This is a genomic window from Algoriphagus sp., assembly GCF_013373065.1.
Classification (GTDB): domain Bacteria; phylum Bacteroidota; class Bacteroidia; order Cytophagales; family Cyclobacteriaceae; genus Algoriphagus.
The window spans coordinates 13,223-37,511 of the sequence record NZ_JABXIN010000002.1 but is presented as its reverse complement, the minus strand read 5'-3'; the positions used below and the strand labels follow the sequence as shown (position 1 = coordinate 37,511).

At 41.7% G+C, this 24,289-nt stretch carries 17 protein-coding genes; 8 read left to right on the top strand and 9 right to left on the bottom strand.

Annotated elements, in window-relative coordinates; genetic code table 11:
* Positions 1 to 104 precede the first annotated feature (104 nt).
* Genes HWE15_RS01435 through HWE15_RS01420 form a run of 4 tightly spaced genes read left to right on the top strand, consistent with a single transcriptional unit; the run spans position 105 to position 4,087 of the window.
* Complete coding sequence (locus HWE15_RS01435) at positions 105 to 512, top strand: hypothetical protein (protein ID WP_290505715.1); 408 nt, start codon at positions 105 to 107, stop codon at positions 510 to 512.
* Complete coding sequence (gene mutL / locus HWE15_RS01430; protein WP_290505714.1) at positions 509 to 2,350, top strand: DNA mismatch repair endonuclease MutL; 1,842 nt, start codon at positions 509 to 511, stop codon at positions 2,348 to 2,350. Before HWE15_RS01435 ends, mutL begins: the two co-directional genes overlap by 4 nt.
* Positions 2,351 to 2,355: 5 nt before the next feature.
* Positions 2,356 to 3,147, top strand: a complete 792-nt coding sequence (locus HWE15_RS01425) for a rhomboid family intramembrane serine protease (protein WP_290505713.1) — start codon at positions 2,356 to 2,358, stop codon at positions 3,145 to 3,147.
* A 1-nt stretch (position 3,148) separates the two neighbouring features.
* On the top strand, positions 3,149 to 4,087 hold the full coding sequence (locus HWE15_RS01420) for a rhomboid family intramembrane serine protease (protein ID WP_290505712.1): 939 nt from the start codon (positions 3,149 to 3,151) through the stop codon (positions 4,085 to 4,087).
* Here HWE15_RS01420 and HWE15_RS01415 read toward each other — a convergent pair whose 3' ends face one another.
* The 3 genes from HWE15_RS01415 to rlmN all read right to left on the bottom strand — a co-directional run bounded on the left by HWE15_RS01415 (position 4,088) and on the right by rlmN (position 8,432).
* Positions 4,088 to 4,564 carry a hypothetical protein gene (locus HWE15_RS01415; RefSeq protein ID WP_290505711.1) on the bottom strand — a complete coding sequence of 159 codons (477 nt, stop codon included), beginning with the start codon at positions 4,562 to 4,564 and terminating at the stop codon, positions 4,088 to 4,090.
* A gap of 54 nt (positions 4,565 to 4,618) precedes the next feature.
* On the bottom strand, positions 4,619 to 7,291 hold the full coding sequence (locus HWE15_RS01410; RefSeq protein ID WP_290505710.1) for a TonB-dependent receptor plug domain-containing protein: 2,673 nt from the start codon (positions 7,289 to 7,291) through the stop codon (positions 4,619 to 4,621).
* Positions 7,292 to 7,364: 73 nt separating this feature from the next.
* Positions 7,365 to 8,432, bottom strand: coding sequence for a 23S rRNA (adenine(2503)-C(2))-methyltransferase RlmN (rlmN, locus tag HWE15_RS01405; protein WP_290505709.1), 1,068 nt, complete (start codon positions 8,430 to 8,432; stop codon positions 7,365 to 7,367).
* 143 nt (positions 8,433 to 8,575) lie between these two features.
* On the opposite strand from rlmN, the gene aroQ reads away from it, so the two are divergent.
* The 4 genes from aroQ to rnhA all read left to right on the top strand — a co-directional run bounded on the left by aroQ (position 8,576) and on the right by rnhA (position 11,230).
* A complete protein-coding gene (gene aroQ, locus HWE15_RS01400) occupies positions 8,576 to 8,989 on the top strand; it encodes a type II 3-dehydroquinate dehydratase (RefSeq protein ID WP_290505708.1) in 414 nt (137 codons plus the stop codon).
* A gap of 12 nt (positions 8,990 to 9,001) precedes the next feature.
* A complete protein-coding gene (locus HWE15_RS01395; protein ID WP_290505707.1) occupies positions 9,002 to 10,057 on the top strand; it encodes an aminotransferase class V-fold PLP-dependent enzyme in 1,056 nt (351 codons plus the stop codon).
* A gap of 109 nt (positions 10,058 to 10,166) precedes the next feature.
* On the top strand, positions 10,167 to 10,748 hold the full coding sequence (locus tag HWE15_RS01390) for a MarC family protein (RefSeq protein ID WP_290505706.1): 582 nt from the start codon (positions 10,167 to 10,169) through the stop codon (positions 10,746 to 10,748).
* Positions 10,749 to 10,774: 26 nt separating this feature from the next.
* Positions 10,775 to 11,230: a ribonuclease HI gene (gene rnhA / locus HWE15_RS01385; RefSeq protein WP_290505705.1), complete on the top strand. Its 456-nt coding sequence runs from the start codon at positions 10,775 to 10,777 to the stop codon at positions 11,228 to 11,230.
* Positions 11,231 to 11,236: 6 nt separating this feature from the next.
* Here rnhA and HWE15_RS01380 read toward each other — a convergent pair whose 3' ends face one another.
* The 6 genes from HWE15_RS01380 to HWE15_RS01355 form a co-directional block, all read right to left on the bottom strand.
* The gene (locus tag HWE15_RS01380; RefSeq protein WP_290505704.1) at positions 11,237 to 12,361 is read right to left on the bottom strand and encodes a sugar phosphate isomerase/epimerase; all 1,125 of its coding nucleotides are present in this window, start codon (positions 12,359 to 12,361) and stop codon (positions 11,237 to 11,239) included.
* 56 nt (positions 12,362 to 12,417) lie between these two features.
* Positions 12,418 to 13,758, bottom strand: a complete 1,341-nt coding sequence (locus tag HWE15_RS01375; protein ID WP_290505703.1) for a vanadium-dependent haloperoxidase — start codon at positions 13,756 to 13,758, stop codon at positions 12,418 to 12,420.
* A 119-nt stretch (positions 13,759 to 13,877) separates the two neighbouring features.
* A complete protein-coding gene (locus HWE15_RS01370) occupies positions 13,878 to 17,168 on the bottom strand; it encodes a VCBS repeat-containing protein (RefSeq protein WP_290505702.1) in 3,291 nt (1,096 codons plus the stop codon).
* Entirely contained in the window at positions 17,131 to 20,430 is a 3,300-nt protein-coding gene (locus HWE15_RS01365; protein ID WP_290505701.1) for a VCBS repeat-containing protein, read from the bottom strand. The genes HWE15_RS01370 and HWE15_RS01365 overlap by 38 nt, the downstream gene beginning before the upstream one ends.
* The gene (locus HWE15_RS01360) at positions 20,427 to 21,011 is read right to left on the bottom strand and encodes a hypothetical protein (protein WP_290505700.1); all 585 of its coding nucleotides are present in this window, start codon (positions 21,009 to 21,011) and stop codon (positions 20,427 to 20,429) included. The genes HWE15_RS01365 and HWE15_RS01360 overlap by 4 nt, the downstream gene beginning before the upstream one ends.
* Positions 20,974 to 24,264, bottom strand: coding sequence for a VCBS repeat-containing protein (locus tag HWE15_RS01355; protein WP_290505699.1), 3,291 nt, complete (start codon positions 24,262 to 24,264; stop codon positions 20,974 to 20,976). The genes HWE15_RS01360 and HWE15_RS01355 overlap by 38 nt, the downstream gene beginning before the upstream one ends.
* Positions 24,265 to 24,289: the final 25 nt, after the last annotated feature.

The following is a 24,289-nucleotide window of genomic DNA, read 5'->3' as shown; positions in this document are numbered from 1 at the left end:
ACAATCGCCAACTTTAAGAGTTTAAAATCTTATAAATTTGATTGTCGGTTAAAACGAATTTTCAACTCCGAAATTCAGGCACTTGAGCCAAATAATTAAATAAAATGAAGTTCCCTTCCATCTTTCGTACAGCTAGTCCCAGTCGGTTTGATATCAAGCCCCGCTATTATGATCCAGTAAAAGAAGAACTGGAACAGCGTACTTCTCGAATTAAGAAAGAATTGGAAGCTGAGGGGAAATTGGGTGGGGAAATCAGTGAAGATGACCGACTAAAACATTACGAAACGGGGATACGGGGGGCATTTTCCCAACATCAGGGAATTCGTCCTCGGGGAGGGAGTATTCTTGCTTCAACGGCTATGCTTCGAACCCTCATTTTCTTGATTTTGGTAGGAGGTTTGGCTGGTTACATCTACATTGGTCCAGTTATTTTTGAATATTTACTCTACATCATGGTCCTCATCGCAGGAGTTTATTTTTTCACCAAGCTTAAATCCAAAGCAAAACGATGAGCGATTTGATTCAGCTATTACCGGACTCCATCGCCAATCAAATTGCTGCGGGGGAGGTGGTTCAGCGTCCTGCTTCTGCTTTGAAAGAATTGTTGGAAAATGCGGTTGATGCAGGCGCTACAAAAGTTCAGGTGGTTGTGAAGGAGGCCGGAAAGCAACTCATCCAAGTAATCGATAACGGAAAAGGAATGACCTCCACAGATGCGATGATGGCATTTGAACGGCACGCTACCAGTAAAATCCGAACCAGTGAAGACCTTTTCTCAATCCGAACATTTGGTTTTCGTGGAGAGGCCTTGGCCTCTATTGCAGCGGTGGCCCAGGTTGAACTGAAGACCAAACGTGCTGATGATGAATTGGGTACATTCATCCAAATTGAAGGTTCTGAGGTCAAAAATCAAGAACCGATAGCGACAAGTCAGGGAACCTCTGTGGCGATGAAAAATCTTTTTTTCAATGTGCCTGCCCGGCGGAATTTCCTGAAATCCAACCCGGTAGAAATGCGCCATATCGTGGAAGAATTTCAACGGGTGGCCTTGTCTTATTCCGAAATCTCTTTCTCCTTGAGGCAAAATGACATGGAGATTTTTCAGCTCCATGCCGGAAAATTGAGTCAACGAATCGTGGGCCTTTTTGGAAAAAATTATCAATCCCAATTAGTGCCCTGTGAGGAACTTACACCGCATGTCAATGTCAAAGGATATATCGGTAAGCCTGAGTCTGCGAAAAAGACACGAGGGGAGCAGTTCTTTTTTGTCAATAACCGCTTTATAAAAAGCAGCTATTTAAACCATGCCGTTTCCACTGCCTTTGAAGGCTTGATTCAGCCGGATCAGCATCCTTTTTATGTACTTTTTCTAGAAATAGATCCATCTCATATTGACATCAATGTGCATCCAACCAAAACCGAAATCAAGTTTGATGATGAGCGGACCGTTTATGCTGTGGTCCGAGCGGCAGTGAAACAAGCTTTGGGTGCTCATCATGTAGTTCCTGCATTGGACTTCAGTGTGGATGTGAATTTCAGGGATAAATGGGATCAGGATCCTTCAAACAAATCTGCAGTAGATCGGGAGTATAGCTATAAGACCTTCAATACTCCAGAATTAAAAAAGGCAAATCCTTCCGGATGGGAAAAGCTATTTGAGGGAGTTCAGCGTCCCATAGAAATTGAACGAAAAGAAGAAGATACTTCCTCCGAAATCCTGACCTTTCCATCTAAAGCCAATTCAGAAGGGGAAGGGAAGCTATTAGCTTCGGAGCAGCTGGAAAATACCGGAACGACTTTTCAAGTAGAAAACAATTACATTGTAGCGCAGATGTCTACAGGCTTACTGATTGTGGATCAGCAAGCTGCTCATGAGCGGATTTTGTATGAGCGCTACCTTCGGCAATTGAAACTTGCACAAGGTCCTTCTCAGCAAAGTCTTTTCCCTCCTGTGGTGGAATTAAGTCCGGGAGATTTTGAATTGGTTTCTGGCTTGATGCCGGAATTACATAGTCTGGGCTTTATGATTTCGGTGTTCGGAAATCAGGCAGTGGTCATTCAGGGAGTACCGGCTGACATTCAAGTGAGAAATGAGAAAGAGCTTTTTGAAGGTCTGATTGAACAGTTCAAAAATTTCAAAAATGAACTTTCCCTCGAAACCAGAGAAAATCTAGCTCGATCTTTAGCGCGGAAGTCTTCCTTGAAGAAGGGCCAAAAACTCAATGACCAGGAAATGGAAACGCTCGTCGGTCAATTATTTGCCTGTCAGAATCCAAATTATGGACTTTCAGGGAACAAAACCTTTGTAAAATTGGATTTAAGCAGCATTCACTCCTTTTTTGGGAAATAGAAATTATGTTTAGAAATCTTACCCCCGTCGTACAAAACTTACTTCTGATCAACATCATCTTGTTTTTGGTGAGTGGATTTGTTTTGCCACAGCTCGATCAGTGGTTTGCTTTGTATTACATAGGGAGCCCTTATTTTAAGCCCTTCCAGTTTTTGACCTACATGTTTATGCATGCTGACTTTTGGCATTTGTTCAGCAACATGTTTGGTCTTTTGATTTTCGGGCCGCTTTTGGAACAGTTTCTGGGTCCCAAAAAGTTGCTGACACTATGGATGGTATGTGGGGTCGGTTCCGGGGTTCTCTATTCAGGATACAACATCTACCGAGTCAATCAATTGGAAAGTCGGGTAGAAGCCTTTGATGCAAACCCAGATCCAGAATTATTCAATCGAATTGTGTTGGATAATCGGGGATTTTTCGAGCGAAGTGTGTTTGATTTTGTGGATGATTTCAGCAGAAATCCAGAGGATGCTGGGAAAGTGAAACAAGCAAAACAAACCCTTTTTGCGATTTTGGATATTCAATCCAATATTCCGATGGTGGGTGCTTCGGGGGCTTTATTTGGTATTTTGGTTGCCTTTGCCATGCTTTTTCCAAATACGCAACTTTTTTTGCTTTTTCCTCCTATGCCGGTCAAAGCAAAATATTTAGTCCTATTTTATGGGCTTTATACCGTGTACAACGTATTTGTGAATAATCCTTTGGATAATGTGGCTCATTTTGCTCATTTGAGCGGTTTAATCATTGGAGCTGCTTTGGTTTACAAGTGGAAAAAAGACAGAAATAGCTTTTATTAAGATGTATAACAGCTTTTGGGATAATCTTCGGAACGCATTCAAGCAACAGGAAAACAGCCTTTACAAGCTGATTGCTATCAATTTGATTGTTTGGTTAGGTTTCATGGTGATGCGAGTTTTGATGACCATTGGAGGCTTTGGAGATATCTATGGAAGTCTGATTTCCTGGTTTATGATGCCGGCCTCTTTGGATCGTTTGTTGATTCAGCCTTGGAGTATTTTCACCTATATGTTTTTGCATGAAGGGTTTTTCCACATTCTCTTCAATATGCTCTTTTTGTACTGGTTTGGATTGCTGATCCATCAATATTTGGGCAGTAGGAAATTAGCAAACCTTTACATTTTAGGTGGTTTGGCGGGAGCCCTGTTTTATGTTTTGATTTACAATTTGGCACCCTATTTCAGCAATTCGGTTGGATCATCATTGATGTTGGGAGCTAGTGCTGGAGTATTCGCCATTGTCGTGGGGGCTGCAACCTTGACACCTAATACCACCTTTTTTCTGCTTTTGCTAGGGCCAGTTCGGATAAAGTATATCGCGATCTTCTACGTTGTTTTATCCTTCGCTAATTCTGCCGGAGCCAATGCCGGAGGCGAACTTGCGCATTTGGGAGGAGCATTGATGGGGTATTTATACATTACCCAATTGCGTCGAGGAATTGATTGGGGAGTTCCCGTTCAAAAAGTTGGATTGTTTTTTGAAAATCTATTTAAACCAAACCGCTCAAAGGTGAAGGTTAGTTATCGTAAAGCCAAGAGTAAAAGTGGGGGATTTGGGAATTTCGGACGGGCTCAAAGCACAAAAGCAACTACCATAAAGCCATCGGGAGAAACCTCCCAAGAAGAAATCGACCGAATTTTGGATAAAATCGCAGAAAAGGGTTACGATGCATTGAGCAAAGAAGAAAAGCGAAAACTCTTCGAATTCAGTAAGAAATGATTAAAGTGGGAAGGCTAAGCCGACCCGAAAGCCTGCCTCTCTTGGAGTTTGACTTTGGAATCGAAATTCTGTGCTCAACCCTACCCAATCGACGATTCGGATATATGCACCCACACCCACATTGGCACCGTTAAATGTCCTTCTTACGCCCGGGTTTCCAGGCTGAGTGTTCTCCCAGTTTTGACTGTATCCAGCCACGAAATATAGTTGGGATATGCCTTCAGAGATGTAGTACCGTAAATCTGCACTGAAATTAGTTCTGTTTCCTACGTTTGGGAAATAATTGGTAAAGCTTGGCATGATGGCAAAATGCTCGAGGAAAAAGTATTCTATTCCTGCTCCGACACCAAACTCTTCCCAGCGAAGCCCATAGGTTCCAAACCCATGGAAGCGAGCATCTCCTTGTTCTTGCGTTTGGCTAAACAAAGGGAAGGATAGGAGCGCCATCAAAAAAGAAAACACCAAAGCCTTTTTCATAATCTGTCGTTTATATCGAGAAATTAGAGGGCTTTGGTGAGGAAAGCAAATGGCTTATTCGAAAATACGGGAAAAACGGAGAAAATGTCCTTCTTGATCTATCCCTTCAACAATAATCAAATGTTTTTTTGCTTCATCCGAATTGAAATACTCCAGGTTTATTTTTCCTGAATTATCAATGTCAAGCAAAGGATTCCAATAGATGGTTGCCCTCTTATCAGTGATTGCATTTTGGGTTGATTTTTCAGTATAATCCGGTTGGTAAAATTCACGTGCAATGGAATAGCCTCCATAGGTGGTTACCAAAGTTCCTCCCACACTTCGATAGCTTCCTCCTCCAGTTTTGGTATAAACTGCAATGACCCCATTGGCACCCTGTGCACCAAAAATAGCTGCTCTTGCCGGATCTTTGAAAACGTCTACACTAGCCACATCTCTTGGGTTCACCTGTAATAGCGTAGAAGCATCCACTGGGAAATTATCCAATAAATACAGTGGCTCCGTTCCAGAAGCCAGTGAACCTACGCCTCGGATTTGCACACTGACATCCAATCCATTTACAAATACTTGAACACCTGATACTCTCCCTTGGATTAATTGAAAAACATTGGTGAATCCCACAGAAGCGGGGATCTTTTCAGGATCAAGAGTCACGTCTCCGCTGCCAAATATTTTTCGGACATCTTCTTCTCCCTCTTCGATGGTTTGACCTTCTACGGTTACTCCTTCCAAGTCAACTAAATTTGGGTCTTCGTTCAGTTGTTTCATCAAGTTTCTGGCTTCAAAGCTCTCAGCTAGGGCTTGAGGCCATGCCAACTTATTGGGATAGGTACCTTTGATTTGGGTAAATACAGGCTCGGGACGAACTACTTCCACGTCTACGAAATTCTTCAAACGGTTGTCCTCAGCAGTGATGGTCACCTTTGCAGAGTCTTGGTACTCCAAATCCCGAAAGATAAAACGTCCGTTAGGTCCAAATTCCGTCGAGACAATTTCAATTCCCTCACCAACCAAAGCCGTAATTGTCCCGCCTGAAAGGCCTTTTCGAGTATCTTCTTGATCTGTTACTTGCCCTTCAATATTAATTCCACGCTCGATAAAATATTGGACTTCCGGGATTTTATTTTCCAGTACTTCATTCCAGGTAATTCTTCTCCAACCATGGGTAAGCATGACCAAATCTAAAGCAGCGATGGTTTCAGGGTTTTGATTTTTAAAGTAGAATCCCGGATTGTGAATTTTCCCTTTTAGATCGGAACTCAATAAGAAATTGGAGGCGATGGTGCCATAGACGTCACTTTCATCTTGAACTTGTTCTGCATCCAAGACTGCCAAAGAAAAAGTTCCGGAGCTTGGCTTATCCTGAAGTTTACTTTCTAATTCCAATTGGAGCATATTCCGAGGGGATAATTCGCCGAGGAGATTGATATCCAGGGCTAAATTCACCTCCGGCTGAATGAAAATCAATCGTTCCAAAATGGGAATTCCGGATTCATTTAAGACGGATATCTGATTGATTCCGGGAATCAGGTTTTCTTTTGGAATCCGAACACCCCATACACCATTGGTTAAATTTCCCTGAATCATGTAATTCAGAATTCCTCGAGTCTGACTCACTAATAAGAGCGGAGATGGGGTGGTGTTCCCTTGAATAAAAACCGTGAGGTAACTTGCCTGTGGGTTATTTACCACTTGCATGGCTAACCCGGATTCCTGTGGCTCTGGAAGTTTAATCGTTATGCTTTCTCCTGTGGAGGGAGAAATTATTTCTGCTTGGTAATCTTTCTTAGTAGGCGTGATTTCAAATTTTCCTAATCCTGCAAAATTGCTTTCAAAGGAAATGGTTTCACCTTGAATTTGACCTTTAATCTCCAAGGGTTCTCCGTCTGGCGCTACTCCACGAAATGCTAGATTTGCTTTTTTACCGATTACCCAGCTTCCCCCTTCGGGCAAAAATTGAATGTCTGCTAAGGAGAGGCTGTAAGGAAGCCTGATTTTTTTGCTGACTGGGTAGTTCCTATTTTCTAAATAAATAAGCTCCACATGAAGTCCTTCAAATGGCTCTTCAGGAATACTGAATGAAAATGAAACCTGTCCATCTGCATTGAGGAGTAGGTCTTGTCGATGGATTTCCTCTTCTGATCCCCAAACAATCATTTCAATTTTCTCTCCTGAAAGCGGTTTCCCACCTTGATTTATGGCCGTGATTTCTGTTTGATAGCTGACTTTTCCGGATTGGGAAGAAATGGAACTGAAAGTTAACTGGGGCAAAAAACTACCTGCTGCCCCGTCTATAATCATCAAATCGCTGGTGAAGAAATAGTCCTCCCCAAAATTTCGCATCCAGGCAGTGTAGGCCTTGACCCGGTACTTCCCGGCTTTTCCAAAGATCGGAATGGAAAAATCCCCTTTTCCTCTACCATTTTCTAAACGGACAATCCGTTGCTCAAGTAAGAGTCCATCTCCGTCGAATAGATCCACATAGAGGGTTTTACTTAAGGGTGATAAAATCTGAGAACTTCCGGCAACTAAATAAGCACTAAACCAAAGATCTTCTCCTGAAGTGTACGTGTGTTTGTCAAAGTGTAAATGGACTTTTTCCGGTGGACTTTCTTTTTGATAAGTGTCAAAGTAGTTCTGGATTTTTGAAGGTAAATCTTGAGCAAAAATACTTTTCTGGACAAAAAATAAGGCCAAAAAGGTAAAGAAATACTTCCGAATGTGCATATTGAAGCGTTGGCTTAGTTTTTAATTTTCGTAAACAAACTAATTTATTTCATTATTTAAAACTAAAAAAATCTTAATTTTTCACTAGCTCTGCTACTTCGTTTTTGTTTGCCAATTGTCCACATGCTGCATCAATATCCTGACCTCTTGATTTTCTGACTTTTGCAACAATTCCTTGGTGTTCTAATACCCAAACATACATATCGACAGCCTCTTGTTTGGCTTGACGAAATTCTCCCTCATCGATAGGGTTGTACTGAATGATGTTGACTTTGGACGGGATGATTTTACAAAATTTTGCCAGAGCTTTTGCATGCCGTTCATCATCGTTGACCCCATCCCAAATCACATATTCATAGGTGACTTTTCGCTTGGTTTTTTGATACCAATATTTCAATGCTTCAGCAAGCTCCTCCAAGGGACTGGAATCGTTGATGGGCATGAGTCGGGAGCGAGTTTCATTAATGGCTGAGTGGAGGGAAATTGCCAAGTTAAACTTCACTTCATCATCTGCCAGTTTCCGAATCATTTTGGGAATTCCAACAGTGGAAAGCGTAATTCTTCGTGGTGCCATGCCCAACCCCTCCGGAGAGGTGATTTTTTCGATGGCTGAGAGAACATTGTTATAGTTAAGCAAGGGTTCTCCCATTCCCATGAAAACGATATTGGTCAAAGGACGCTGAAAGTAGGTTTCAGCTTCCTCTTTGATCGCAACCACTTGGTCATAAATTTCATCAGGATTGAGATTACGCATCCGTTTCAAGCGTGCTGTCGCACAAAAATTACAATCCAAGCTGCACCCAACTTGGGAAGAAACGCAGGCAGTAATTCGTTTGTTGGTTGGGATTAAGACTGATTCGACAATTTTTTCATCATACAGCTTTACGGCATTTTTAATGGTACCATCCTGAGAATGCTGCATTAGATCTACTTGGATGTGATTGATTTCAAAATGCGCTTTAAGTAATTCACGCGTAGCCAGAGAGATATTAGTCATCTCATCGAAGTTTTTCAAGGACTTGTTCCAGAGCCATTCATACACTTGTTTGGCTCGGAATTTTTTATCTCCCTGTTCCAAAAAAAACTCCTCCAAGTCGCTGAGACTTAGCTTTCTGATATCTCGTTTTTGGCTTTCTCCCATAATGCAAAGCTACGAATTTGAATTGACGCAATTCATAAACCCTCTTCCTGAAAAATAAAATCCCTAAATCCCCAAAATGAAAACAATTTTTTCAGTCTTGTTTATAACTTTGATTCAAGTTATCCGCTCAACCGAATAAAATTTTGAAAATTCAGATTATTAACGGCCCCAATCTCAATCTGTTGGGAAAAAGAGAGCCAGAAGTATATGGAAGTAGGTCTTTTGAAGAATTTCTAGAAGAGCTAAAAACCCGTTTTCCCTCCATAGAAATCCATTATTTTCAGAGTAATGTAGAGGGAGAGCTGATCAACAAAATTCATGAAGTGGGTTTTGATTTTGATGGAATTCTACTCAATGCCGGGGGGTATACCCATACTTCTGTTGCGATCTCAGATGCTATTGCGGGGGTAACTACGCCAGTCCTCGAAATCCACATTTCTAATATTTACAAGCGAGAGGAATTTCGTCACAAAAGCATTATTTCCAAGTCCTGTGTTGGGATGATTTCGGGTTTGGGCTTGAAAGGCTACGAACTTGGTATCCGGTATTTCCTATAAATTTTCAAACCTATGCTTACCTTTTCCGCAGGACCTTCAAAGGTCTACGATATGATGCCTCAGTACCTTCAGGATGCTTATCAGGAAGGAATTCTCAGTGCCAATCACCGGAGTGCTGCCTTTATGAATTTATACCAGGAGGTTCAGCGACTTTTCCAGGAAAAGCTCCATATGCCGGAAGATTATCAGCTTTTATTTACTTCTTCAGCCACTGAGAATTGGGAAATTATTTCTCAGTCTATCGTAGAGCGGGCGAGCTTTCATATTTACTCAGGTTCTTTCGGGAAAAAGTGGATCAATTTTGCCCAACACATTCTACCCAATACCGCCGGGATTAAGATCGATGCCAATGAAGCAATTGATGTTCCGGGTTTAGAAATCGGAGAGGGATTTGATCTGATTGCGATTACCCAAAATGAAACCTCCAACGCCACACAGGTGCCGATGGAAATTTTGGAGCAGATTCGTGAAAAATATCCCGAAAAGCTGATTGCTGTGGATACGACATCTAGTATGGCGGGGATTGAACTCAACTTTGAATTGGCGGACATTTGGTATGCTTCCGTCCAAAAATGTTTTGGATTGCCCGCCGGATTGGGAATTTTGATTCTTTCTCCCAGAGCCATCAAGCAAACAGAAGAAAAGGGAGAGCGAGGAAGGTATAATAGCCTCAACTTTATGCTAGAAAATGCCCGCTCTTTTCAAACACATTATACCCCAAATGTCCTAGGAATTTATCTCCTCAAGCGGGTTTTACAGGATATTCCAGAGATCCAACATATCGATCATCGACTTCGGGATCGCATCAAAAAACTTGAGCAGTGTATCATCCATAGCAAAAGCCTTCGACTTCTAGTAGATAATGCGGAAACAAGAAGTACAACAGTTCTCGGAGTAACTGGAACGGAGTCTTTGATTTCTGAAGTGAAGAAAGCAGCCGAAGTGGAAGGAATGCAATTGGGAAGTGGTTATGGACCTTTAAAGCCCACTTCGTTTCGTGTAGCTAATTTTCCAGCCATTACCGATATCGAAATTGATCGTTTGATCGCTTTTTTGAGCAAATACTGAGCGCAAGTATAAAAGTCAAATAAGGCTAAGTCTCATTTAATAGGAATAGGAGAGAAATCCTCTTGGTAAAATATTGCAAAGCAAATTTTATTTGGCGTAGCTTTGCGGCATGATTGACTTCAAGCAAATTTTATCGGTTTCATTGATCCTCTTTTCGGTGATAGATATACTCGGATCTATTCCGATCATCATCAATTTGCGAAAGAAGGCTGGCCATATTCAGTCCGGAAAAGCAACGTTGGCGGCTGGCGTATTAATGATTGTGTTCCTACTTGGTGGGAAATCAATTTTAGGCTTATTTGGAATTGGAGTTGATGACTTTGCCATTGCCGGTGCTTTGATCATTTTTGCTTTGGGTGCTGAGATGATTTTGGGTATCGAATTGTTTAAACCTGATCCTGAAGCCTCCTCAGGTGCTTCCATTGTCCCTATCGCTTTTCCCTTAATCGCAGGAGCGGGAACCCTAACCACCATTTTGACCTTGAAGGCGGAGTACGCTCAATTGAATATTGCCATTGGAATTGTTTTGAATTTGCTTTTGGTCTATGCTGTGTTAAAAAGTACCTCTTGGTTGGAGCGAAAGCTAGGTAAAACTGGCTTGGATGTCTTGAGACGTATTTTTGGAATTATTCTCCTTTCCATTGCGGTGAAGATTTTCAAGACCAATGCCTTTCCCATGGAAATTGTCTAAGAGCCCAAATTCCTTTTCTTTACGGAATGATTACAATTTTTACGGATGGAGCTGCCAAGGGGAATCCAGGCCCGGGAGGCTATGGAGTGGTTCTGAAATTTAAACATCATAGGAAAGAGCTTTCCGAAGGGTATCGGTTGACTACCAACAACCGGATGGAATTGCTGGCCGTGATTCGGGCTTTGCAGGAAATAAAACTTCCGGATATTCCCGTGACGATTTATTCGGACAGTAAATATGTAGTAGACGCTATCGAAAAAGGCTGGTTGTGGGGTTGGCAAAAAAAGGGCTTCAAGGATAAAAAAAATCCGGACCTTTGGCGACAATATATTCCCCTCCATTTAAAATACAAACCCAAATTCATTTGGGTGAAGGGACATGCAGGTCACCCAGAAAATGAGCGTTGTGATCAGCTCGCGGTGGCTGCAGCCGAAGGTCCGAATTTAAAGATAGATCAAGTTTACGAAGCAGAAAACTCCTGAGAAGAGTCAGAGGAGTTCATCCATTGTTCGTAGAGGAATGTCTTTCCGGTCGACCTGAACCAGCGGTTTATACGCTTCAGTTGGATAAGTCCAGCCTTCGTCACTCAAACTATAAAGGAGAGGGGCAAGATTTTGAACAGCTGCCTTACATCCCTGCACAATGGCACCCATTTTCCCGGTTTGCTTGGAAAGTAAAGCCTCATTTTCAATTTCAAATGGGCCTGTAAAGCCTTTATCTTTCAAAATATTTACAAAGGCTCTCCAGTCCAGATTGTCTCCCAATCCAAATCCTGGTAAGGTGGCTTCATAATGATGCCGATCCCAAGGATTAGTACTGGATGAGATTCCTGCTTTTTTTGCCCAATCTGCTGGAATTTGATGCATGGGGTACATATTGCCCCAGTAAGGATCCGGGTTGTTTCGTGTAGATTTGACGTGAATGCGCTTCAATCGATTCATGTCTGTATGGCGAATAACTTCAACTGGATCGGTATGCTGCCAGATATCATGTGAAGGATCGTAGATTTCCCCATGATTCGGAGAAGGGATCAATTCATACATTAATTTTCTTGCAGCCAATACTCCAGGAAGATTGTTGTAGGTTCCGAAATAACCCGAACTCCTCCAGCCCTCCATAGGGCAGTTCTCATATAAAATTGTCACTCCTAGATCCTCGGCATATTTGATAATGGGAGCGAAAATTTTCTGATACTTCAATAAGTTTTTTTCGAATCCTCCATTTTGGTTCCCTAATTCATGATTATATCCAACAAAGGTTCCGACTTTCACATCATTTTCGTCACCTCCCAGCAAATAAGCCATTCGAATCAAACGTAGGAGATGGTTTTGGTTTTTGATCCGTTGCTCAGGATCGCCGCCGATCAGATTTTCGAATGCTCCGATAGAAAGTCTTAAAGATGCAGTATTGAATTGGTCAATTAGTCTAGAGGCATCTGCAGGACCGAAATTTTCATAATCCAAATGCGTCGCGACAAAATCATCTCGGGTTCCGTCTCTCCGAAAGACACAAAGGTCTAATCCTTGAACACCAATTTCGCTTGCCTTTTCGATGGTTTGTTCGAGATTCAGCTGATCGAAAGCTGAAGTCATAATCCAAATTGGATTGGCCATAAATCAGATTTGGTTTTGGGTGAAACAAAAAAAACAGCCCTTTTGGGCTGCTTAATTTACTTGTTTTCTGCGATATTTTGAGGCTTGGTGCTAATTCGCGACCAAATAAGCTCTCCCACTTTTTTCCCTTGCCAAACACCTTCTTCAATTGCTGGCATGTAATGAATTCCGCCATATAATCTTGAAATCGCAGCTTCTGAAGAGGCTTCCATGAAGGAATTATATTCTCGAATAGGAAGTCCATACTCTACTTCCGAACTATCCACAAAATGGAAATCTTCACCAAAAAGCTGGGTCAGGGTATAAGCTGCTGCAGTGGAAGCCACACTGTGCCCACTTGTGTGTTCTGGGAATGGCGGAGTTTGTAAGACTGGGACCCATTCCTCATCAATGTATTGATTGATGTAGGTTTCCGGACGGATCAAAATGCTTCGGTATTTTTCATCCCAACAGGCAACAAAGGCATCATGAAGGGATATTCCAGTCAAAGCAAAAGCTTCAGCAGTCTTTTTCCAGTCGGCGTTGGCGGTTTTGGATGCGATGGCGGCGATACTCATCCAGTGACCTCCTGGAGTTATTTTTTTCTCCGCGAACATCACATGCCCCTTTACATTCATTTTGTAAGGATTGCAATCCCAGAACATCGCGATGTCCAGTTTTTCCTTATCTGCATTATTTACCGTTTCATAAACCTCATAGGCCAACTTGTAAAATTCTGAATTTGGATCAGTCGAGAAAGGTGGTGGTGGAGATACCTTGAACTGTGCGGCAGAATCAATTACGTAAGTTCGGATAGTTCTCCAATGCGGTTCTATTCCTTCCATGTAAGCTGGAGGGGTAGGTTCCCAAGTACCTGGTAGGTTTGTCACAGTGTATTTCGGAAATGATCGGCTTTCATGATAATTGTCTTTCTTAGAATAAGCCAAAATAGCATTTCCTACCTGCTGCCCAAATTCTACAGAAGCTTCAAATACATCGTCCGGAATTCCCTTTTCTCGAAGCTCCTCGAAAGCTGTATCCCGATGGGCGTTAACCATATCTTCTGAAAAGATTAAAGAAGTTCCGGTATGATAATAGGCCGCTAAGGCCGCTAAAGGAGGATAAATATCCTGTGGAACTTCGAAATTGGTTTTTTCCGAACCTTTGAGCTGTCCCAAAAGGGATTCATATGACGGGTCAGTTGCAGCAGCTACTTCATATGCAGCAAGCGATGAGTAGGAATAAATTCTGGCCGCAACGGGCGGAGAAAATATATCGTGGATAATCACTTCTGTGATTCGGTCTTGCGCCTCACTGAGGTAATAGCCATCGGTAATTGCCTGACTATAATCTACCTGTTTTTGGCAGGCGGCTACACCTAGGATTAATAGGATATAAATGAATCGCTGAATGCGCATAAGAAATCTACTTTTAATTAATCGGTAATTTATGGAATTAATGTGCTGGACTCAAGCCAATAAGCTAAACGAGGTGAGCAAATGTAGGTTGAAAATCTTGTTGTGGACAATGATTTTTATCATTCCTTAGAAACCTTAACATAAAAAATCGGACCATCATTCGATACAGCGATGATTTCTTTATCAATTGCTAGAATATGCCGTATTTCGGCTTGAAGGGGTACAGTCGGTGCTAGTCCGACTGCTTCCCAGTTTTCTTTCGACCATTTCAATGCAGAAATAGATTGCCCGTTATTTTTTCCAAGATCCACTCGATATCCTGAGAAATTCCCTCCGAGATAAAGGGTTTTTGTGGTCTCATCCCATAGCATGGAAACTATAGGGCTCAATTGCTGCTCCCAAGGAAAAGGAACAAATTCAAAAGAGCCGCCTTGCTGGTGCAAATAAGCGCCAGACCGGAATTCTACAGCTTCTTTTTTATCAGCTAGGTCCAGGGCCTCTCTTGAGAAAAGGTCTTCCGGTCGCTGGATTTTGGCATATTCCTGATAGGAGGGGTGTAACTTTTTGATTCCGGGGATTTGCTTAATCAAGTCGTCTCTTGTTACAAAAGGCACCAATTTTTCACCCATGTAGTGAAAAATTAGCGGTTCGGCTTTTTCATTTTGATCAAAATCCGCATGATAAAGGATGACAGGGTTTTCTTTGCTGGACTTCAATTTGGAATTAAGACCCAGATTTCCTGTAAGAATATCCAGAAGTCCATCACCATTGATATCTTCAATCAGAATGGATTGAATCCAACCGGAGGAATACTCCAGTCCCGGATATAATTGTTCTTCGAATCGGTCTCCATTTTTAGAAAAAATCCGAACACCCTGCCATTCACCTGCAAGTACCAGTTCTTCAGTGCCGTCTCTATTTAGATCAGTCCAAACGGCGTCATTCACCATTCCAAAGTGCCTGTTTTCTCCGAACAAGATTTCTGTTTGCTCTTGAAATTGGCCTCTGCCATTGTTTACAAGAAGGTAACTCTTTGGTTCAGCCCCATAATCACCGGGGACATTGGAGGCGCCGATAAAGAGGTCAATTGCTCCATCCAGATTGATATCAATTGGAGCAATGGTGGAGGTGTTTTCTCCAAGGGGAGGAAGAGAATTTGGAGAGAAGCGAAATGACCCTGTTCCGTCGCCAAAGAACACACGATCAAAGAGGAAAAGATTGCCTTGCTGCTCTTCATTTCCACCACTTCCCACATACAGATCAAGGTTTCCATCTCCATTTAAATCTGAAAATAAAGCGACGACATCCTCAGCCTTGGCTAATTGATCGAAGATGGGATTTTCTATTTTTTGGAAACTTCCATCCGTTTGTTGGAGGTGAATTTCTCCAGGTTGATCCTTTGCTCCCCCGAGATATAGGTCTTCCAGTCCGTCTCCATTTACATCGCCAATAGCAATAGCAGGACCTTCGGATGCATAACTTCTAGGAAGTAGGTATTCTCGATCTGATTCTCTGATTTCGGTTTTTTCGATATGCTTCCAATCAATAGGAGAGCGGTAGTCTGATTTGATTGGATTAGTGATTTCCGAAATCCCTTTTCCATCTCCCTTTTTTAAGGTTAATGTTGTGTTGACTGGGATTGCCTCAAAAATTTCCCGGCCCCCTTCTGGCCATACAACCTGAATAGAATCAATTTTTTCTATTTCGCCCAAACCAAAAACTAGGGTAGTGGAGGTTCCAGATTGGAATCCGCGAGAAGTGCTAAGTCGTTGGCGGAAGATTTTTTCGGGAGCAAAAAGGGTGACTTCTGCGCCAATACCGAAAGAGTTAAACTCTGGACTGGAAAGGTTGATTCGGAGAAAATGATTCCCCGTCTGATCGCTGCGGTTTTGGTAGATGAAGGCTTCCTGATCCAGATTATTGATAATTAGTTCCAGATCGCCATCATTATCCAAATCAGCAAAGGTACTGCCATTGGAATAGGAAGGTTGATCGAGACCCCATTCGCTAGACATTGAAATAAACCTAAGATCTCCCAAATTGCGGAAGGTGTAATTAGGAAGCTTCACACTGGGAAGCATGTCGATTTGCCTTTTACGAAGCTCACTTAAGGTCATTTTTGGATCCGCTTCCTGAGAGTATTGGATGAAATCCAAATCATTTGGCCGCTTCACAATACCATTTGTAATATGGATGTCCGCGAAGCCATCATTGTCCATGTCCCAAAGCAGAGGAGACCAGCTCCAGTCGGAAGCATATACTCCAGAATAAAGTGCTATTTCACTAAATCCTTTTTCACCTCGATTCAATTGGAGATTATTACGGACGTATTGATCTGCGTAGTTGAATTGCTTTTTGATTTGGTAAACCTCTACCTTATCCTCTCCGACAGACTTCATCCAAATTTCTGGATCTTCCGGCAGCATGTCGGTGGTGAAGATTTCCGGCAATCCATCTCCATTCAAATCTGCGGCATCGTTTCCCATGGAATAGCGAGAGGTATTGGCAATCCAATCTTCTAAAGACTCCTTAAATGTACCATCCTGTTGATTTAAATAGAGGTAATCATTTTCGGTGAAGTCATTGGAGACGTAGATATCTGGCCAACCATCTTGATTGAAGTCTTCTACAGCTACCCCTAAACCAAAACCCAAAATGCTGGAATAGATTCCTGATTCTTGTGTGGCATCTAAAAATCGTTCTTCCCCTTGTGCAGATAGATTTTCTAGAAGTTTATCGCCTCCTTCATAGGAGATAAAACGGTTTTCTGATTTTGCGAAAACTTCTGGAGATTTGACACCATGATTCAAAAGGTATAGGTCTAAGTCTCCATCCCGGTCATAGTCAAAAAATGCCGCATGAGTTCCAAACCCTCTAAAATCCACCCCATACGCTTCTCCCTGTTCCTCAAAGGTTAAATCACCTTGATTGATCCAAAGTCGGTTTTTTCCTTCAATTCCTTTGTATCCAGAGACTTGACTCACATACAAATCCAAGAATCCATCTCCATTTACATCGGCAAAGGTTGCTCCATTGGACCAGCCTCCCATTTCGGAGATTCCAGCACTTTCGCTAATGTCTTCAAATTGGAAATTTCCTTTGTTCAGATAGAGTTTACTTGGAACTTGATTTCCGGAAAAAAATAGGTCCACCAAGCCATCATTATTGATATCGCCCGCTGCTACACCTCCTCCGTTGTAGAAATACAAGTATTCCAGAATATTCATGGAATCGGTGGAAACCAATCGATTTTCAAAGGTTATCCCGGTTTGTTCCGAAGAAAGCAATTCAAATAATTTCGGACTCCTCTCTTCCTGCTTACAAGAAAACAAAAAGAGTGCTCCCAAACTGATAAGAATGATCTCTGAAAACTTATTTCCAATCATAATTCCAGATTTCTGCGGAGGCATTATTTTTTACAACTAGGAGGTGACCCGGTTGAAGAATTTCAAAATGTCGGATATCTCCTTCCAGTTTAAGTCCAAGAGATCGATTAGGGACAAATTCAAAACTTCCATCACCCTTTCCGAGCAATAACTCTCCATAGCTAGCGTCCGATTTTCCAATTTGAGGTTTTACTCCTGCTAAATTCCCCCCTAAAAGGATATCGACGATCCCATCTTGGTTGAAATCATATACCTGGCTCGCAAAAATCCAGGATTTCTGAGCTTCTCTTGGAAATGATTTCCATTCAAAATTCCCCTGACCCAAATTGATCAAAACTCCCGATTCCAAATGATTTGCCTCCAGAACGATGGATTTTGAAAGCACGTCGGAATTGAAAATCTGATTCAAGGTTTGATTGTTGTAATTCGAATACTTGATGTATTTCTTCTTAATACTTGGAATCTGCATCTCCAACTCATGCTTCAATGTGTAAGGACTAATTACTCCATCTTCTACAACTGTAAATACCTGTTCAATGGACCCATTTTGATCAAAATCATTCAGATAAAGTTGAATAGACTGTTCTGAGTTGGCCTTGAATCGAGTATTCAATCCTTGATTTCCAAGAATCAAGTCTGGCAAATTATCCTGATTCAAATCAGCAACCTCCAGGCTTCTGTACCACCCTTTGAGGTTTTCCATTTCAGGCATTTCTATTTTTTCAAGTTGCCCTCCTGTATTGCGGAAGAAAGTAGGAGCCATCCAATCCCCCACAAGAACAAGGTCAGATTTTCCATCGCTATCCCAATCCACCCAATTGGCGTCGGTAATCATTCCTAATTCTTGAAGTTGGGGAGCGAGTTCTGAAGTCTTTTCCTCAAATTTTCCCGTTCCATCATTTACCCAAATATGACTGTTTGCTGGAGCACCGTAGACAAATGGCACTAATCGTTCACCCACAAAAAGATCAGGCTTTCCATCCTCGTTGATATCAATGACTTGGGCTACCGAACTGCTTCCCTTCACTGCTAGAAATCCAGCGTTTGTCTCTTTGGTGAAATTCCCATCCCCATCATTTAGGTAAAGCCGATCTGCTAAATCTTGTGAATAAAGTGGGAATTCATTCCCTCCGGAAGTGACAAAAAGATCTAAGGCTCCATCTCCATTGGCATCGAAAAATAAGGCATCCGTGTCCTCCGAAGGCGCATCTTGTTCGAAAGCCACTTGGGCTGAAGGTATAAACTCCCCATTAATCTTTCCCAAGAAAAGCTGACCTGAAAATCCTTTTGCACCTCCAAAGTACAAATCATCCAATCCGTCTCCATTGACATCTGCTTTTACGAAAGCAGGACCTTCTGTTGAGAACATATGGTAGGTCAATCGGTCTCGATCGAAATCAACAAACGGATTTTCCTGATGGGTGAAATTTAGTTTTTGGGAATTATCCTTGGAGAAGATACTTGCTTTTGGATTTTCTTCTATTGGTTCAAAATCGTTTGCATCTTCCCAGCGAAGTTCCAATAATTGATCAGCAGGAACATTTTGTAAAACTGTTCGGGAATTATCGGGCCAGGTTACGATAAGTTCATCCAATTGCACAATTTCTCCTAAACCAATGGTGATTTTGGGATCGACAGAGGATTGGAAACCCCGGTTGGGCATTTGCTCTTGATAAAAGACCTGATCGTTCGACTTTGCCAAAACTTTCGTTCCTATTGCTTCTGTATTCTTACCCTTTCCGATCAAATTCAATTGAATGAAATGATTTTTGGGAAGTAGGGAAGGGGTTTGATTGATGAATAGCTGAGCCTCACGATTTACATTGTTGACTACCAAATCCGGAAATCCATCATTGTTCAAATCTCCATAAGCCGCACCATTGGAATGAATAGGTTCGCCCAATCCCCATTCATTTGCTTTGTTAATGAACCGTAAATCCCCTTCATTGTGAAAGGCATAATTGGAAACCGGATTTACAGGAATCGGGTCTATCAAAGCACGATAGTCTACCCCTTCTCCGGTAATGATTTTTACTTTTGTTTCTTCATCATCGATGAAGTTGAGGTAATCCAAATCGGTAATATCCTGATAGATTCCATTGGCAACAAATAAGTCTCGGAGGCCATCACTGTCCATGTCGAAAATTAAGGCTCCCCAACTCCAATCGGTTGCCTCTACATTGGCCATTCTTCCCATCTCACTGAAAGTCCCATCTCCATTGTTGATATGGAGCATGTTTCGGGAATATTGATAGTGATAACCGTGATTTTTGTTGAATTGGAACTTGTCCCAATTTTCGAAAGTGGTCACCTGCTTTAATCGCTCTAAAGGTTCAGGTAACATGTCTGTCACGAAAATATCCAAAAGCCCATCTCCATTGATATCAGCGATATCTGCTCCCATGGAGGCCGCCGAAATTGATCGCATGGCTGATTCCAACGATTCGGTGAAGGTTCCATCTTGATTATTGATGTAGAGATAATCTCGCTCAAAAAAATCGTTAGAAATAAAAATATCCGGCCAGGTATCTTGATTCACATCCCCGATAGTGATTCCCAATCCGAAACCAATTATGGAGCCATATATGCCAGCTTCTTCACTAACGTCTGTAAACCTTTCTCCATCATTTCTAAAAAGCTTATCTCCGCCCACAGGGTCCCGGTTAGGGCGTTCATTTTGCATTTTATTAAAGCTTCCAATGGCTTGATAGCTATTGTTCAAAAGATAGACATCTAAGTCTCCATCTTTGTCATAATCAAAAAAGACTGCATGGGTAGAAAAGCCCTGATCGGCCAATCCATATTTTTCAGCTTCTTCAGAAAAAGTCCCATCACCTTGGTTGATGAAAAGTTCATTTTGTTTATTGTCACCGGAAATATCCCCCGAATTACAAACATAAATATCCAAGAGTCCATCACCATTGATGTCTGCCATTGCCACTCCTGTGGACCAAGCTCGTTTTCCTCCCACGCCGGCCTTTTCGGTAACATCTTCGAATTGGAGGTTTCCTTTATTCAGGTAGAGTTTGTTAGAGGATAGGTTTGCTGTGAAATAGATATCCAATAGTCCGTCTTGGTTAACATCTCCCAAAGCGACGCCTCCTCCATTGTAATAATTACGGTAGGTAAAAATGTTAAAATCCTCATCGAATGAGAGATCATTTCGAAAATCGATTCCAGATTGAGAAGGGTCTAATTCTTGAAATAGGGTAGGCTCATTTTTCTCAACCGTGGTACAGGAAAAGATCAATAAGATTACGATCGCTATTGGCCATTTTTTACTCATGAGGGGGATTTTTCAAGATTTTTTGAAATGTTCAGATCGACGATCTCTGCTCTAACTGAGGATAGCGATTTTTTGAAAATTCGTACTCTTCGATTTCCGTCAATCTTTACAAAAGCAATCAGACTTTTATCTTCATTTGAAACTTCAAAAAAGCCTGGTCCATACCATTTTTCAAATTGCGCGATCACATCTTCCCGAAGGTTTTCAACGCTCAGTTCTTCATTCCAAGGAGCCCAACCGTCATACACAAATTCCACAGGCATGAGGTAGATTTTATTATCTACAAAATCTGGATAAAAACGCATTTTAGCTGACTTTCCGGAAGGTAATTCAATAGCGTATTCAACCGAAAGTTCAGTGGGACCATTGGTAAGGATTCCTTCTTTATTGAGTTGCCAGCAGGTTTCAAAAAAGTCGCGTTTATCCATTCCCAATTCAAGGTTTAGGAACAGCTCGTTGTTTATTTCTCCTGATTCCAATTCTCTTCGCTCGATTTTTTGATATTGGCTTTCGCAAGCGAAAAGTGAAACGGTAATCAGCAAACTAAGGGCGGATCTTAAATAGAACCGGTGTTTCATCATTTCTAAAGGCAATTAAATAGTGGTTATTGGCTTGTTTTATTGTTTTCAAATCTCTGATTTCTCCTTTCACTACGAAACCACTTTCTTCTGGTCCCAGCAGCTTCCAAGACTGATTTGATTCAAATTTGAGAATCCAGCCGTAGGAACCAAGTTGAGTTCCCAACTCGGGCTTGATTCTACTTTGATTTCCTCCAAGGGCCAAGTAGCGGTTACCCTCCGAGTCCTCAAAATACGTAGTTGCATAGACAGGTGCTTGCTGTAATGCAATTGGTAAAGAGACTTTTGAAAATCCAGTACCTTTTTTATTGATCCAAAGGCTGGTCTCCAGATTGTTAGCTTCCAAAATTACGGAATTCGCAATGGAGTTTGGAGAAAATAAATCCTCGAATTTTTTAGTGCCATAGTCGGCATATCGAAGCAGCGATTTTTGGAGGGTAGGGATTTGTCGGACGAGGCTGTTTTTCATCACCCAAGGTGTGGATTTTTCTCCATCAAATTCACAAAGGATATGATCAGCGCTGCCATTTTGGTCAAAGTCATTTACGTACATTCTCAGGATAGAGCCATTCTTGAAATCCAACCGGGTGTTTGTTCCCATATTTCCGGCTAGAATATCCTTATAGCCGTCCCCATCTACATCTTCTACCAAAAGGCTATACCAAAGTCCTGAGGTGTTCTGCATTCCAAAATACTCCGTTTGATCAACCCAAGAATTGTTTTGGAAAGAGAAGATTCGAATTCCCATCCATTCTCCCGTAAGGATTAATTCCATATTCCCATCTAAATCCAAATCTGATATGGTCCCAGCTGTCAGCATTCCTAAGTTTTGCAATTCAGGGCTGAATGAATTTGAGATATCTTGGAAATTTCCCTTTCCATCATTTTCCCAAAAGGTCACACCAACGGGAATTCCATACCCATAGGGGTGAGCTCTTTCCCCGATGATTAAATCAATATCTTGATCCCCATCCCAATCGAAAGGAAGTGCAAAAGCCGTTGGCATTTTTGAAAAGACTTGTTGAGATTCCTCAAAGTTTCCATCCGATTGTTGGAAATATAATCTGTCCGAATAATCCGGACTATTCTCAGGAAACTCTATTCCACCACTCAACACCAACAGATCATCCAAACCATCTCCATTTGCATCAAAAAATACCCCGCCAACATCTTCTGTCTGGCGATCAGATTGGGAAATGTCCGTTTTGATTTCCTTCCACTCAGGTTTTTCTGTCAATTGGTACAAACTAGAAGAGAACCCTTTTCCATTTGGAAGAAATAATAAGGGAGAGCCATTTACTGTATTGGAGCTTAATGAAACTTTAGGACCTTCATTGCTGATAGACCAATAGCGAAGTCTATCCCGGTCAAAGTCCACAAAATCACTTTCCTGATGCTTTAAATCATAGAGCATACTCTCCCTTGAAAGTAATGTTGAAGAGGTGTTTTTTTCCTGATTAGGGAAATAGGAGCTTTTCCGTTGGATTTTGAGGATTTGGTTTGCTGTAACTTGTTGATATTCGGATACACTTCCATCAGGCCATTCAATTTTTAAATTTTGAATACTGTCAGATTTTCCCAATCCGAAAAACAGTCGTTGATCCACAGAGGACATATAACCTTTTACCGGCTGAAATTCCTGAATTTGTGCTATCCCCTCGGTTTGAATTTGGACTTTGGCTCCAAAAGCATTTCCTAAATCAATTCCGATAAAATTTCCTTTCCCCAATTCAAATGCTTTGTTTTTATATAAGGAAACCTCTCCATTCAGGTTGTTGATTATCAAATCCAAATCCCCATCATTATCCAAGTCTCCATAAGCTGCTCCGGTACTGAAGGTTTTTTCAGTTAATCCGGATTCAGCTGCCTGGTTGGAAAACTTCCAATTCCTTTCATTTTTAAACCAATAATTCTTAAGTGGAGTGGAAGGGAAGGCATCAATCATTTTGGTGATTAAGACTGAATCCGAACGGTACTCATTGACTTTATCGGGGTTAAAGGCGTAATAATTTACAAAGTCGAAATCAGTCAAGTCCTTGACTATCCCGTTTGCGACAAAAATATCTTTCCAGCCATCCAAATCAGCATCAAAAATCAAAGCTCCCCAGCTCCAATCGGTTGCCTGAACTCCTGCCATTCTGGAAACTTCAGTAAAAAGGGGCTGTCCAGTGGAAGGGTCTTTTCCTAGATTTCTTTGAAGGGTATTTCGGGTAAATTGGCGATGATATCCGGCTTTGAAATTCGATTGAAACTTATCCCACTCTTCAAAAGGGGTTTTGGTTTTTACGCGTCCCATATCTTCAGGGAGCATTTCGGTTACGAAGATGTCAGGACGATTATCATTATCGAGATCGGCAATATCAGCACCCATTGATCCCATGCTGATCTCAGGAATCAAATCAGGAAGAACTTCGGAAAAGCTTCCGTCTTGATTGTTCAAATACAGGTAGTCCCGCTCAAAGAAGTCGTTGGAAACGTATAGATCAGGCCAATTGTCTTCATTTAAGTCAGCAACAGTCACACCGAGCCCATATCCTATCGCGCTCCCATAGATACCGGCTTCTTCGCTGACGTCCTTGAATATGTCACCCTCATTTTTAAAAAGTTTATTGCCTCCATTTGGATCCCGGATTTCCCTTTGCCCCTCACGCAAGTCAAAAATCCCGACGGATCGGGGAGAGTTACTAAGTAGATACAGATCTAGGTCGCCGTCTTTGTCATAGTCGAAGAAAACAGCATGTTGAGAAAGTGCTTTTTCATCCAAACCGTATTCAGACGCTTTTTCGACAAAAATCAGGTTTCCCTGGTTGATGAAAAGTTCATTGCTTCGGTCAGGAGTATTGAGAGGACCTGACTTGCAAACGTAAATATCCAAAAGACCATCACCATTTACATCGGCTATACTGACGCCAGTAGTCCAACTTCCCTCGGAGTCTAAACCCGCTTCTTTCGTAATGTCTTTGAAAGTCAGGTTGCCTTGATTTATATAGAGCCTATTGGAGGTTTGATTGCCAGCGAGGAAAATATCCAACAAGCCGTCATTATTGAGATCACCCAAGGCAACTCCTGCTCCATTGTAAAAATTCCGAAAGGTATAGGGGTTAATTTTTTCCGTGTAATTCAAATCATTCCGGAAGGTTAGGCCGGAGACTTTTGAATCGATTTTTTCAAAAAGCACCTCTGATGTAGGCTTTTGTTTTTGGCAAGCGCCTAATATCAGAAGGATAAAGTATGCTATTTGAAATGACCTACGCATGTTCTAAAAAAAAGGAAGTGCACAA

What these genes read in the sequence shown, in the direction of transcription:
- HWE15_RS01435 (WP_290505715.1), top strand. Translation starts at nt 105, where the DNA reads ATGAAGTTCCCTTCCATCTTTCGTACAGCTAGTCCCAGTCGGTTTGAT.
- mutL (WP_290505714.1), top strand. Translation starts at nt 509, where the DNA reads ATGAGCGATTTGATTCAGCTATTACCGGACTCCATCGCCAATCAAATT.
- HWE15_RS01425 (WP_290505713.1), top strand. Translation starts at nt 2,356, where the DNA reads ATGTTTAGAAATCTTACCCCCGTCGTACAAAACTTACTTCTGATCAAC.
- HWE15_RS01420 (WP_290505712.1), top strand. Translation starts at nt 3,149, where the DNA reads ATGTATAACAGCTTTTGGGATAATCTTCGGAACGCATTCAAGCAACAG.
- HWE15_RS01415 (WP_290505711.1), bottom strand. Translation starts at nt 4,564, where the DNA reads ATGAAAAAGGCTTTGGTGTTTTCTTTTTTGATGGCGCTCCTATCCTTC.
- HWE15_RS01410 (WP_290505710.1), bottom strand. Translation starts at nt 7,291, where the DNA reads ATGCACATTCGGAAGTATTTCTTTACCTTTTTGGCCTTATTTTTTGTC.
- rlmN (WP_290505709.1), bottom strand. Translation starts at nt 8,432, where the DNA reads ATGGGAGAAAGCCAAAAACGAGATATCAGAAAGCTAAGTCTCAGCGAC.
- HWE15_RS01395 (WP_290505707.1), top strand. Translation starts at nt 9,002, where the DNA reads ATGCTTACCTTTTCCGCAGGACCTTCAAAGGTCTACGATATGATGCCT.
- HWE15_RS01390 (WP_290505706.1), top strand. Translation starts at nt 10,167, where the DNA reads ATGATTGACTTCAAGCAAATTTTATCGGTTTCATTGATCCTCTTTTCG.
- rnhA (WP_290505705.1), top strand. Translation starts at nt 10,775, where the DNA reads ATGATTACAATTTTTACGGATGGAGCTGCCAAGGGGAATCCAGGCCCG.
- HWE15_RS01380 (WP_290505704.1), bottom strand. Translation starts at nt 12,361, where the DNA reads ATGGCCAATCCAATTTGGATTATGACTTCAGCTTTCGATCAGCTGAAT.
- HWE15_RS01375 (WP_290505703.1), bottom strand. Translation starts at nt 13,758, where the DNA reads ATGCGCATTCAGCGATTCATTTATATCCTATTAATCCTAGGTGTAGCC.
- HWE15_RS01370 (WP_290505702.1), bottom strand. Translation starts at nt 17,168, where the DNA reads ATGCCTCCGCAGAAATCTGGAATTATGATTGGAAATAAGTTTTCAGAG.
- HWE15_RS01365 (WP_290505701.1), bottom strand. Translation starts at nt 20,430, where the DNA reads ATGAGTAAAAAATGGCCAATAGCGATCGTAATCTTATTGATCTTTTCC.
- HWE15_RS01360 (WP_290505700.1), bottom strand. Translation starts at nt 21,011, where the DNA reads ATGATGAAACACCGGTTCTATTTAAGATCCGCCCTTAGTTTGCTGATT.
- HWE15_RS01355 (WP_290505699.1), bottom strand. Translation starts at nt 24,264, where the DNA reads ATGCGTAGGTCATTTCAAATAGCATACTTTATCCTTCTGATATTAGGC.